Genomic DNA, 11,439 nt, shown 5'->3' on the forward strand with positions numbered 1-11,439 from the left:
GTTCAGGATGCTGCACAGCGGTGTGTCAGTGCCCTCATTTTACGCCCGGCAGCGGGAAATGGCCCGGGTGGGGTGGCGCTAAAAGGGACCTAGCGCAGGGATTTGTCGTCAGGGTTTCGAGGCACCACATAAGTGCTGCCGTCGGGCCGGTGCAAGGTCTCCCACTGTTCAGTTTCAGCCTGCCGCGCCGCCAGCAGCCGCCTGTTCTGGTCGGTCATCTCGTGGCCGAGTGAACTGCGGTTGGCCGGCCCGAACACGGCCCGGAACTTCCCGGTGGCCCGCATGAACCGCTCGACGGCATTTTCCTTGGCCATGGCTATCCTTTCGTGGGAGCAAGACAATGCTCCCAGTGTACGCTAATCATTAGTGCACTAATCATTCGAAGGAGTCGGTGTGACCGAAGGAACCCCAGCAATCCAGGACAGGCACGTCATGCCGGGAGCGCATGGAGCCCAGGACTCCCAGGCAGCACAGGACGACCTCCTGCTGGAACAGCAGCTCTGCTTCGCCCTGACGGTGGCCTCCCGAAGCGTCGTGGGCGCTTACAAGCCCGTCCTCGACAGGCTCGGCCTGACCCACCCGCAGTACCTCGTCATGTTGTGCCTGTGGGAAGCGAGCCCGCGGTCGGTCCGCGACATCAGCGACGCCCTGGCCCAGGAGCCGGCAACCATCTCGCCGCTGCTGCGCCGGCTCGAGACGGCAGGCTTCATCACCCGCCAGCGGATGGAAGGCAACGAGCGCACCCTGGATGTCCGGCTGACGCCGCGCGGGGCCGCCCTTCGGGAGCAGGCCACAGAAGTCCCGGGCATTATGATGGCCCGGCTGGGCCTGACGCGTGAACAGGTCGGCCAGCTGCACGCCACCATGATGGACCTGATCGCCGCCACACGGCCCGGCCCGGACGACGTGCCCCGGCGGTAGACTGGGCAAAACAGAGGAGGACTGCTGATGCGCACGCAATCGGGCCGCCCGGCACTTGTCCTGGCGGCCGTCCTGATGGCCGTGGCCGGATTGGCCGCCTGCACGCCGAATGGCGGGCCCACACCTTCCCCCTCCCCCAGCACGACGTCGGGCACCCCCTCCAGCCCGTCACCCACAGCGCCGTCGGGCTCGCCGTCGCCGGAGACGGAGACGACGTCACCGGCCCCGTCGCCCTCCGCGGTCCCGCTGCCGTCCGGACCGGGCAAGGGCAACGCCGAACTCGCCATCATGGTCAAGCCGAACGAAACCGGCACCGCGGCCAACTTCACGCTGGTCTGCCAAAACGGGGTTCCTGCGGCCGAAAGCCAGCACCCCAACGCCGCCGCCGCATGCATCGCCATCAAGAACAACCCGGCCATCCTCAGCCCCGCCCCGCCCGCCAAGAACCAGACCTGCACCCAGCAGTACGGCGGCCCGCAGGTGGCCACCGTCACCGGCGTCGTGGATGGCAGGGCGGTTCAGGCGAGCTTCAGCCTGACAAACGGCTGTGAAATCGCCGCCTGGAACGCCGCCAAAGATGTTCTGGGCTCATCCGGCGGGGCGAGCTAAGCCCTTGCACCTCCAGCAGGAAGAGTGGCTGCCGCGCCAGGCGGCCCACGTCCAACGTGTCCGCCGCTACGCGGACCCCTACCTTGAGCGGCGCTCCGCCGGCCGGAAGCACCCGGTGGAGGACTTCCTCTTCACCTACTACACCCAGAAGCCCGGACAGCTGCTGCGCTGGCACCCGGGCGCCGGCGTCGTGCTCTCCGGCCCCGAGGCTGAGGCGCGGACCGGGTGGAAGTATTACCGCGCGGCCGACGCCGCAGAACTCGCGGCCGCCGGGCTGCCGGCGGAGTCGCCGGCTGTGACGGTCGACGCCGACGCCTTCCTGAGGGAGCGCCGGGAGGCACTGCAGTTCGCAGGGGTCATCCTGGCCGGGACTGCCGCGCGGCCGGCCCAGTTCGGCTGCTTCGGGCTGCACGAGTGGGCAATGGTCTACCGGCAGGACAAGTTCGATCTCCGGCACGAGTACCTGCAGCTGCGGCTGGAGTCCGGGCGCACCGACGAGGTGGTGGAGGAGAACCGGATCCGGTGCTCGCACTTCGACGCCTTCCGCTTCTACACCCCGGACGCCGTTCCGCTGAACAGTATGGTTCCCAGCCGGGAGAACCAGCGCGCCATGGAGCAGCCGGGTTGCCTGCACGCCAACATGGACCTTTACAAGTGGGCCTACAAGCTGTCCCCGTTGCTGCCCAGCGAGCTCGTCATGGACTGTTTCGAACTATCGTGGCGGATCCGGGCCATGGACATGCGGGCGTCGCCGTACGACTTGCAAGAGTGGGGTTATCCCGCCATCAGGATCGAAACGCCCGAGGGCAAAGCGGCGTATGTTGAGCACCAGCGGGCTTTTTCAGCCGAATCACAAGTACTGCGGCAGCGGCTGTTGCAGGAGCTCGCTCCCCTGTTCCAGTCGATTGGTTCCGGCCCTGCCCCCGAACGCACGGAAGGACAGCAATGACCGCCACTCACGAGCGTCACAGCCACCACGACATCGATCTCACCGTCCGGCTGACGGAGGCCCYGGAAGCGCCGGAGTACACCTTCCGCCTGGCGGCCGACGGCGGCAGCGTCGCCCCCGCGTCCACGCTGCCGGATTCGGCGGCCGCCCTCGCGGCGGTTACGCAGCACGGCGAGGACATCTTCTTTCCCAAGCCGGGACCGCCGAAGATGTGCACGCAGCAGTACGGGGGTCCGCAGGTCGCCGTGGTGACCGGCTGGTTCCTGGGCCGGGAAGTCCACAGCACGTTCAGCCGCACCGATGGCTGCGAGATCGCCCGCTGGCGTGCCATGGCGCCGCTGCTGGGCGGGGTTGCAGGCTCCACCGGCGCAATCTGAGCCACGCGGAACCTCGCAGGCGTCACGAGACAGCAATGGCCGGCGGTGCGAACCGCCGGCCATTGCCTCTGCTATCGGGTTGAGCCGCGCCTAGATGGCGTTGTTGGGGCGCTCAAGCTCCGGGTGCTGGAACTTGGACTGCGCGGCCGCGCCTTCCGAGGTCGGCGCCACCGAGGCAGCTCCTGCAGCGTTCACGACGACGGTGACGAACGTCGGCTCGCTGGCACCGGCAAAGGTGATCCGTCCAATGTAGGAGCCGGGCTTCAGGCCGGTCCAGTTCAGCGTGATCTTGCCTGTTTCACCGTTCGGCAGCACCAGAGGGTTCGGCGTGATGGTCGCATTGTTCTCGTTGGCACCGAGAACCGCGGCATCAACGCTTGCCTTCGTGGCCTTGCCGCCCGGGCTGGAGTACAGGTTCGCGTAGATCGTGTACGAGCCTGCAACGGGATCAGCAATCGAGAGCGTCTCGCTGGACGACGACGTCGCCACCTGCTCGACGCCCTGTGGCGTGACCACCCACATGTCGAAGTCCGAGGCCGGGTCAGAGGAGATGACCGAGAACTTGGCCAGCGGAGCACCCGCCGGGACGTTCACAGTCTTGACGAACGTCGAGGCATCGGCACGGCCCGCGAACGGGCCGGGAACCAGTTCCACGGCAGAAGAATCCGCCTTGGACAGGCCGTCCAGCGTCATGTTGACGGGCGAGTTGGTGCCCGACACAACGCTGATGTCGCCCGAGCCCGTGCCGGATTCGGTGCTAAGGAAGACATCCTTCGCGGCGACGACAGACTGCGGCCGGACTGCGATCGGCGAGGTGACGGTCTTGCCTGCACCCTCCCAGCTCAGTGAGCCCATGGCGAACTTGCCCAGGGCAGCGCTCTTGTTCTCAAAGCTGACCTTGACGGTCTTCTTCTCGCCAGCGGCCTTGAAGTTCAGGGCCGCCGGAGCCACATTGACCTGAATTCCGGGCACATTGGCTTTGACTTTGTAGACGCCCGGAGTCAGAGCGGTCAGGGTCCGGGTCACGGTGATCTTGCCGGTGAGGTTGCCCAGCGAGAAGGACGGGACGTTCATGTCCCGCGGCAGGATGCTGGACGGCAGGCCTAGGTTGATTCCCGTACCCTGTATGAATTTCCAGTAGTCCTCTTCGTTGGCGTCGTAGGCAAGACCCGGATCGACCATGCGTGCCGGATCCACCTGGCCGGCACCGGTGGCGAGGACATCGGTGTTCTTGGAGCCGTCGGCGTTCACCACATTGCCTGCCGTGGTCATCATGGCGGACTTGACCATTGCAGGGGACCAGTTCGGGTTCTTGCCCAGGAGCAACGCGCCGAAACCGGCAACGTGCGGTGCCGCCATGGAGGTGCCGGACAGGAATCCGAACTTTGCACCGTCAGCGCCAATCGGCGACACACCGGCCAGGACTGCAACACCCGGCGCAGTGACGTCCGGCTTCAGCAGGTCCGAGTCGGTGGCCAGCAGCGGGCCCCGGGAGGAGAAGCCGGCAATCTGCGGCTGCGCCTCCAGCGGCAGTCCGGTCGTGTCCTTGTTAACAAGGGACACCTTGATGTCCGGGGCGGCGGTTACCTTGGCCTTGATGGCCGCGGTGGCCGGCGGGTTCACGTGGACGGTCGGGACGGCGTGCTGATCGGTGTCCAGCGAGGAATTGCTCAGGTTCACCAGGATCATGCCGACGCCGCCACCACGGGCAACCTCGGCGCTCTTGGCGACGCGGTCGACAACGCCGCGGTCGCAGACGACGACCTTGCCGGCGACCTTCGCCGGGTCCAGGGTGCCGGGCCCGCACTGTGCGGGGTTCGACGGCGGGGTCGCCGCGGCAGCGTTGGCAGCCAGCACCACGCCGGCGTCCTTGACTTCCTTGTTCATGATGCTGGCGCCGCGGAACTTGGTTCCGTCTGCGAATTCAACAGTGCCCTGAAGCTCCTGGGAGAAGCTGCTGGCCGCAACCGTGGTGACCCAGGGGCCGCCGTGGTTGACGGTGCTCGCCGTCGGACCGGAGTTTCCGGCCGATGCTGCGACGAAGATGCCTGCGGAGGCAGCGTTCAGGAAGGCAATCGAGACCGGGTCGATAACTGAAGTCGCAGAACCGGAGATCGAGTAGTTCAGTACGTCGACGCCGTCCTTGATGGCCTGTTCGACGGCGGCAACGGACGAGGAGCTGTAGCAGCCGCCCGTGTTGGGGTCGGTGTCTTCCCAGCAGACCTTGTAAACGGAGAGCTTGGCGGCCGGCGCGATGCCGCTGGTCAGGCCGAAGCTGCGCCCGTCGACGAAGGTCTCGACGTTGGCGTTGCCCGCCGAGGTGCTGGCCGTGTGGGTGCCGTGGCTGGCGACATCGACCGGGGACAGCAGTTCTTCCGGAGCACGCTCGGCCGGGGGCACGAACTGCAGGAAGTCCTCGGCGAAGTAGTGAGCGCTCAGGACCTTGGAGTTACAGGCAGAACCGTCGAAGTCCTGGCCCTTCTGGCACTCACCGATAAAAGTGTCGCCGTCGGACTTGAGCATTGCGATCTTGCCGTCCGCCGTCCTGTACGGCACACCGACGACAGGCTGGCCGACGAGGGGCTTGACCTCTTCCCCGGCGAAAAACGCACTGGACGGGGTGTATCCGGTGTCGATGACGCCGACGACGACGCCCTTGCCGGCGCCGTTCTGGCCGCCGAACTTCGTGTTCCAGGTTCCGTTGGCCCCGCTGAGCTTCAGGAAATCGGTGCTGGAGTAGTCCGGAGCGTTTTCCGTGTCAGGGGCAACCGTCAGCACGCCGGGGTCCTTGGCCAGTTTGATGGCCTGATCCGCGGTGAGGTGTGCGCTGAATCCGTTGAGGGCGGCGGTGAACTGCCGATTGATCTTAACGCCCTGCTTGCCGGCCACCTGGGCCTGCTTCTGCTGCAGGTGTGCCTGGTACTTCTTCACTTCAGCTTTGTTGGCATCCAGCTTCTTGCCGGGCGCAGGCTTGGTGGCCGGCATGCCGGCCGTCCCGCCGTCATACGTGGCTGCCGCTTTCTCGGTCAGGACAACGATGTAGCGGCCGTCCTTGTAGTTATTCGGATCAACATTCTTCTGTGCGACGCCGGCTACGGCCAGGCCTTGCCCCGGGGCCGCATTGGCGGGGGCGATCGCGATGCTGGACAGAAGAACCGGCAAGCCCAGGGTCAGTGCCGCGGCCCTCCGGAGTCCCCCGCTTCGAAGGAAGCTCTTTCCTGGTGATGTCACGAGTGTTCGAACCTTTCGTAAAGGAACGGCCCGGCTTCAAGGCCGGGCCCAACGGACTGGCGGGAACTCACCGGGCGGTCGCCCGGCCAGCCCCCACGGATACCAGCCGATTCATACAGTACAGACTGAGAGCGAGATATGACATAGGTCACTGAGGGGTATTTAAAATTTGTCACGCAATACGACACGACGCGATGGGGACGTCGCTGAACTGCGTCAATTGGTACTTCCGGCCCGCGCGGCCGCACCCCTGCGGTACCTCAGCGCGGGGGGACCCTGCCCGTCATGGTCCGCGGGCCCACCGCGGGCCCAACACTGGCTTACTGGCGGCCTACTTTCGCGGAGTCCGGACCACGTCGCTGATCCATGCGCGGGTCTTCTCATCCAGGGGCCCGGCCACCTTGGTCGCCTTCGCCGCGCGGTCGGCCTTGATCTTCTGCAGGACCATCCGGCCCAGCCCGGCGAACACTGCGACGGCCACAACAGACAACACCACGGATTTCGGTTTCTCAGCCATGCGCACATCCTACTGACCCGCGGCAGCCCCGGCCATAGGGCGCAGCCGCCCCCGCGACGCCATTTCTCCAGCTCAAGGACCCGCCGGGGAGGCCGCGTCCACACTCCCGGCTGCGAATACGGCCGGACGCGCGGTGGCCGGTAGAATGGGCATGCAAGCTCGCGGAGCGCCCTTTCACGCTGCATTCACCAGGCAGTCCAACACACAGCGGATCGGCGTGAGACGGCACCACTCCGCTGCGCCCTTACCCAACGCTCACGCACAGGAGTTGCCGGATGCCCCGGATCGTTGTCGACGTCATGCCCAAGCCCGAGATTCTGGACCCGCAGGGGAAGGCCATCGTCGGTGCTCTGCCCCGGCTGGGCTTCACCGCTTTCAGCTCTGTCCGCCAGGGCAAGCGCTTTGAACTCACGGTCGACGGCGAGGTGACCGAGGAGATCCTGGCCCAGGCCCGCGACGCCGCGGAGACCCTGCTGTCCAACCCGGTCATCGAGGACGTCGTCAACGTCGAGGTCGTTGAGGCCTGAAATGACTGAACTCCCCCTGATCGGCGAGGCCGTCGCCGTCGCCGCCAACCCCAGGCTCGCTGGTGCGAGGATCGGCGTCGTCACCTTCCCCGGCACCCTCGACGACCGCGACGCCGCCCGTGCGGTCCGTCTGGCCGGCGCCACCCCGGTGGAGCTCTGGCACGCCGGCACCACCTTGGGTGACGTTGACGCCGTCGTGATTCCCGGCGGGTTCTCGTACGGCGATTACCTCCGCGCCGGCGCGATCGCCCGTTTCGCGCCGCTGATGTCCAAGATCATCGACGCCGCCAATTCCGAGGCCAAGCTGCCCGTGCTGGGCATCTGCAACGGCTTCCAGATCCTGACCGAGTCGCACCTGCTGCCCGGCTCCATGATCAAGAACGACCACCTGAAGTTCATGTGCCGCGACCAGGTCCTGCGCGTGGAGAACAACACCACCGCCTGGACCGGGGACTACGCCGCCGGCCAGGAAATCACCGTGCCGCTGAAGAACCAGGACGGCCAGTACATCGCCGACGAGAAGACCCTGGACGCGCTCGAGGCCGAAGGCCGCGTTGTGTTCCGTTACGTCGGCTTCAACCCGAACGGCTCCCGCCGCGACATCGCCGGCATTTCCAACGCCGCGGGCAACGTGGTGGGCCTCATGCCGCACCCCGAGCACGCCGTGGAGGCCGGCTTCGGTCCCGAGCTCGGCTCCGGCACCGAGGGCCTCGGGTTCTTCACCTCTGTCCTGAACAAGATCGTGGGAGACAACAAATGACGGAGACACCCGCAGTGGCGGCACCCGCGGAGACCGCCCGGAAGTTCAACATCGACACCGTCGAGAACGCGGCCAAGACCCCGGACACCGAACTCCCCTGGGCCGAACTGGGCCTGAAGCAGAACGAGTTCGACGAGGTCGTCAAGGTCCTGGGCCGCCGCCCCACCGGCGCGGAACTCGCCATGTACTCGGTGATGTGGAGCGAACACTGCTCCTACAAGTCCTCGAAGAACCACCTGCGCCAGTTCGGCGACAAGGTGACCGAGGAAATGAAGAAGGACATGCTCGTGGGTATCGGCGAAAACGCCGGTGTCACCAACCTGGGCGACGGCTGGGCCGTGACGTTCAAGATCGAGTCCCACAACTCGCCGTCGTTCGTGGAGCCCTACCAGGGCGCCGCAACCGGCATCGGCGGCATTGTCCGCGACATCATCTCCATGGGCGCCCGCCCGGTAGCGGTGATGGATCCGCTGCGCTTCGGCGCCATTGACCACCCGGACACCGCCCGCGTCATGCACGGCGCCGTGGCAGGGATCGGCGGCTACGGCAACTCGCTGGGCCTGCCCAACATCGGCGGCGAAATGGTCTTCGACTCCGTCTACCAGGGCAACCCGCTGGTGAACGCGCTGGCGGTCGGCGTGATGCGCCACGAGGACATCCGCCTCGCCAACGCCTCCGGCAAGGGCAACAAGGTGGTGCTGTTCGGTGCCCGCACCGGCGGCGACGGCATCGGCGGCGCCTCCGTGCTGGCCTCGGAGTCCTTCGATGACACCAAGCCGTCCAAGCGCCCCGCGGTCCAGGTGGGCGACCCGTTCGCCGAGAAGGTCCTGATCGAGTGCTGCCTGGAGCTGTTCAAGGGATCCCTGGTGGAGGGCATCCAGGACCTCGGCGCCGCCGGCATTTCCTGCGCCACCTCCGAACTCGCCTCCAACGGCGACGGCGGCATGGAAGTCGAGCTGACCTCCGTGCTCCTCCGCGACCCCACCCTGACCCCGGGCGAAATCCTGATGTCCGAGTCGCAGGAACGCATGATGGCCGTGGTTACCCCCGAGAACATCGCCGCGTTTGAAGCGGTCATGGACAAGTGGGCGGTGGAGTACTCCTGGCTGGGCGAGGTGACCGACACCGGCCGCCTCATCATCACGTGGGAAGGCGAGGTCATTGTCGACGTCGACCCGCGCACCGTGGCCCACGACGGCCCGGTCTACGACCGACCCTATGCCCGCCCCGAATGGCAGGACGCCGTCCAGGCCGACTCCTTCACCGGGTCCGTGCAGGACGCTGGCCGTCCCTCCGCCCCGGCGGACCTGGCCGCCGCCATCACCGAACTCGTCGCCTCCCCGAACATGTGCGACAAGTCCTGGATCACCAAGCAGTACGACCGCTACGTCGGCGGCAACACCGCCATGGCGTTCCCGGACGACGCCGGCGTGGTCCGGGTGGACGAGGAAACCGGCCTGGGCGTGGCCCTGGCCACCGACGCCAACGGCCGCTACACCTACCTGGACCCGTACCACGGCGCTCAGCTGGCCCTGGCCGAGGCCTACCGCAACGTCGCCACCTCAGGCGCCGTGCCGATGGCCGTCAGCGACTGCCTGAACTTCGGCTCCCCCGAGGACCCCGACGTCATGTGGCAGCTGGCCGAAGCCATCCGCGGCCTGTCCGACGCCTGCATGGTCCTCGGCATCCCGGTCACCGGCGGCAACGTCTCGCTGTACAACCAGACCGGGACCACCCCCATCCACCCCTCCCCCGTGGTGGCTGTGCTGGGCAAGTTCGACGACGTCGCCCGCCGCACGCCGTCGGGCTGGAAGGAAGACGGCCAGGCCATCTACCTGCTGGGCACGACGGCGGCAGAGCTGGACGGTTCGGAATGGTCGAACATGCGCGGACACCTGGGCGGCCTGCCGCCGAAGGTTGACCTCGACGCCGAGCGCGAACTGGGCCAGATCCTGATCAACGCCTCCCGCGACGGCATGGTGGATTCCGCCCACGACCTCTCCGAAGGCGGCCTCGCCGCGGCCCTCGTGGAGTCGTCCCTGCGCTACGGCGTGGGCGCCCGGATCGCCCTGCAGGACGTCCTGGACCGCGACGGCGTGGACCTGTTCACGGCGCTGTTCTCCGAAACCCAGGGCCGCGCCGTCGTCGCTGTGCCCCGCTCGGAGGAAATCCGCTTCACGGACATGTGCACCGCCCGCGGCTTCGCGCACGTCCGGATCGGTGTGGTGGACGCCGAGGGCGGCACGCTGGAGATCAACGGCGTCGAGACCATGAGCCTCGACGCGCTCCGCGAAGCCCACGAGGCGACCCTGCCGAAGTACTTCGGCTAGTCCCCACCGCCACCCTAGCCTCGCAAGCTCGGCCAGGGAACCCTGGCGGCGTGGGCCCACCCACCGCCACCCTAGTTCCATCGATTGCTCCGCAGCTGCCCTTTTGAACCCTCAAAACTGCAGTTGCGGAGCAATCGTTCGTTAACGGCCGGGCCGCCAGCCCGCCTGCAGGAGTGCGGCACGGACCTTGGCCACCGCGGCCTTGGCATCATCGTGCATATGCCGCTTGGAGATCCGGACCTCGGTCCAACCGAGGGCCGTGTACTTCTCCGAACGGGCGATGTCCCGGACGATCTGGCCCTCCTCACCGTGGAGTTCGCCCTCGTACTCGACGCCGATTCTGTATTTCCGATAGGACAGGTCGGGTTCGTGGTGCCGGGTTCCTGCATCGTCGATGATCGGAACGTTCAGCTCTGGTTCCGGAAGGCCGGCCCGGACTATGGCCAGCCTCAGCAACGACTCCTGCGGCGAATCGGAGCCCACGCGAATGAGGGCGATGGCTTCCTTCGCCTTGCGGATTCCGCGTTTTCCCTTGTGGCGGTCGATCATCCGCTGCAAGTCCTGAAGGCTGCAGAGCGGCGCCTCCCTGCCCTCGAGCTCAGGTCTGGGCATCCGAACGCAGCTGTCGCCGGCCACAACGAGTTGGTCTACGGTCAACATTTCGGCTAGATCCAGCCAGGTCCGCTCCGGGGTGGTGATGGGGATCCCGTCCAGCAGCGTGATTTCGTCGTCGTAGAGCTTCATGCGGTGGACGATGACGTGTGGCCGGTTGAGATGGGCCGCGCCCTCGGGCCTGATCACGTGGTACATCGGTGGTGCCTCCTTCTGCTGCCGCACCGGAAGCGAACCAAGCTCCGCCGCGGTGAGGTGCGACGCGGCGCATCGCTCATTGACCTCAATGAAAGGCCGCACTCGCACGCACAAGGGAAGCCCCGGCGTCGGGCTTTGCACACGGATTCCCCGGCCCAGCGCGGCCAGGGACTGGTGGCGGAGCCTTTTTAGTGACACACCAGCCGCTGCCGCTTCGACGACGGTAAAGGGTCGTCGCTGGAAATCGTCCGGCAGCGGACGCGCGGTCTTCATGGCTTCATCAGACCAGTTCGGCGTCGACGCTGCAGAAGTTATCCACAACGCCCATCGACGGCTCCATAAGTGCCGTTATGGAGCCTCAAAAGGGCGACTACGGAGCATTCGACGGGGGTTGGCGGAGCAATCCGC

Annotated in this window: 11 protein-coding genes; 7 read left to right on the forward strand and 4 right to left on the reverse strand. The window is 66.6% G+C overall.

The features are described 5' to 3' along the window. Positions 1-89 precede the first annotated feature (89 nt). The gene (locus tag AC1D1W_RS17860; RefSeq protein WP_028278007.1) at positions 90-314 is read right to left on the reverse strand and encodes a hypothetical protein; all 225 of its coding nucleotides are present in this window, start codon (positions 312-314) and stop codon (positions 90-92) included. A 118-nt stretch (positions 315-432) separates the two neighbouring features. Here AC1D1W_RS17860 and AC1D1W_RS17865 point away from each other — a divergent pair, with 118 nt between their 5' ends. Genes AC1D1W_RS17865 through AC1D1W_RS17880 form a run of 4 tightly spaced genes read left to right on the forward strand, consistent with a single transcriptional unit; the run spans position 433 to position 2,856 of the window. Then, the gene (locus AC1D1W_RS17865; RefSeq protein WP_243181530.1) at positions 433-921 is read left to right on the forward strand and encodes a MarR family winged helix-turn-helix transcriptional regulator; all 489 of its coding nucleotides are present in this window, start codon (positions 433-435) and stop codon (positions 919-921) included. A gap of 27 nt (positions 922-948) precedes the next feature. After that, complete coding sequence (locus AC1D1W_RS17870) at positions 949-1,530, forward strand: SSI family serine proteinase inhibitor (RefSeq protein ID WP_243181456.1); 582 nt, start codon at positions 949-951, stop codon at positions 1,528-1,530. Further along, complete coding sequence (locus AC1D1W_RS17875; RefSeq protein ID WP_476944384.1) at positions 1,499-2,479, forward strand: 3-methyladenine DNA glycosylase; 981 nt, start codon at positions 1,499-1,501, stop codon at positions 2,477-2,479. Before AC1D1W_RS17870 ends, AC1D1W_RS17875 begins: the two co-directional genes overlap by 32 nt. Then, complete coding sequence (locus AC1D1W_RS17880; protein WP_476944385.1) at positions 2,476-2,856, forward strand: serine protease inhibitor; 381 nt, start codon at positions 2,476-2,478, stop codon at positions 2,854-2,856. The genes AC1D1W_RS17875 and AC1D1W_RS17880 overlap by 4 nt, the downstream gene beginning before the upstream one ends. A gap of 90 nt (positions 2,857-2,946) precedes the next feature. On the opposite strand, the gene AC1D1W_RS17885 is transcribed toward AC1D1W_RS17880, so the two are convergent. Both AC1D1W_RS17885 and AC1D1W_RS17890 read right to left on the reverse strand, forming a co-directional pair. After that, positions 2,947-6,087, reverse strand: a complete 3,141-nt coding sequence (locus AC1D1W_RS17885) for a S8 family serine peptidase (RefSeq protein WP_476944386.1) — start codon at positions 6,085-6,087, stop codon at positions 2,947-2,949. A gap of 331 nt (positions 6,088-6,418) precedes the next feature. Then, on the reverse strand, positions 6,419-6,604 hold the full coding sequence (locus AC1D1W_RS17890) for a hypothetical protein (protein WP_028278002.1): 186 nt from the start codon (positions 6,602-6,604) through the stop codon (positions 6,419-6,421). A 275-nt stretch (positions 6,605-6,879) separates the two neighbouring features. On the opposite strand from AC1D1W_RS17890, the gene purS reads away from it, so the two are divergent. Genes purS through purL form a run of 3 tightly spaced genes read left to right on the forward strand, consistent with a single transcriptional unit; the run spans position 6,880 to position 10,221 of the window. Next, on the forward strand, positions 6,880-7,131 hold the full coding sequence (purS, locus tag AC1D1W_RS17895) for a phosphoribosylformylglycinamidine synthase subunit PurS (RefSeq protein ID WP_018776110.1): 252 nt from the start codon (positions 6,880-6,882) through the stop codon (positions 7,129-7,131). Between the two features lies 1 nt (position 7,132). Further along, on the forward strand, positions 7,133-7,891 hold the full coding sequence (purQ, locus tag AC1D1W_RS17900) for a phosphoribosylformylglycinamidine synthase subunit PurQ (protein ID WP_243181453.1): 759 nt from the start codon (positions 7,133-7,135) through the stop codon (positions 7,889-7,891). Further along, positions 7,888-10,221 (forward strand): phosphoribosylformylglycinamidine synthase subunit PurL, encoded by a 2,334-nt coding sequence (gene purL / locus AC1D1W_RS17905; protein ID WP_243181452.1) that lies wholly within the window; start codon positions 7,888-7,890, stop codon positions 10,219-10,221. The genes purQ and purL overlap by 4 nt, the downstream gene beginning before the upstream one ends. Before the next feature lie 141 nt (positions 10,222-10,362). Here purL and AC1D1W_RS17910 read toward each other — a convergent pair whose 3' ends face one another. Beyond that, entirely contained in the window at positions 10,363-11,304 is a 942-nt protein-coding gene (locus AC1D1W_RS17910; RefSeq protein WP_476944387.1) for a hypothetical protein, read from the reverse strand. Positions 11,305-11,439: the final 135 nt, after the last annotated feature.

The organism is Arthrobacter sp. P1_B4 (assembly GCF_056406555.1).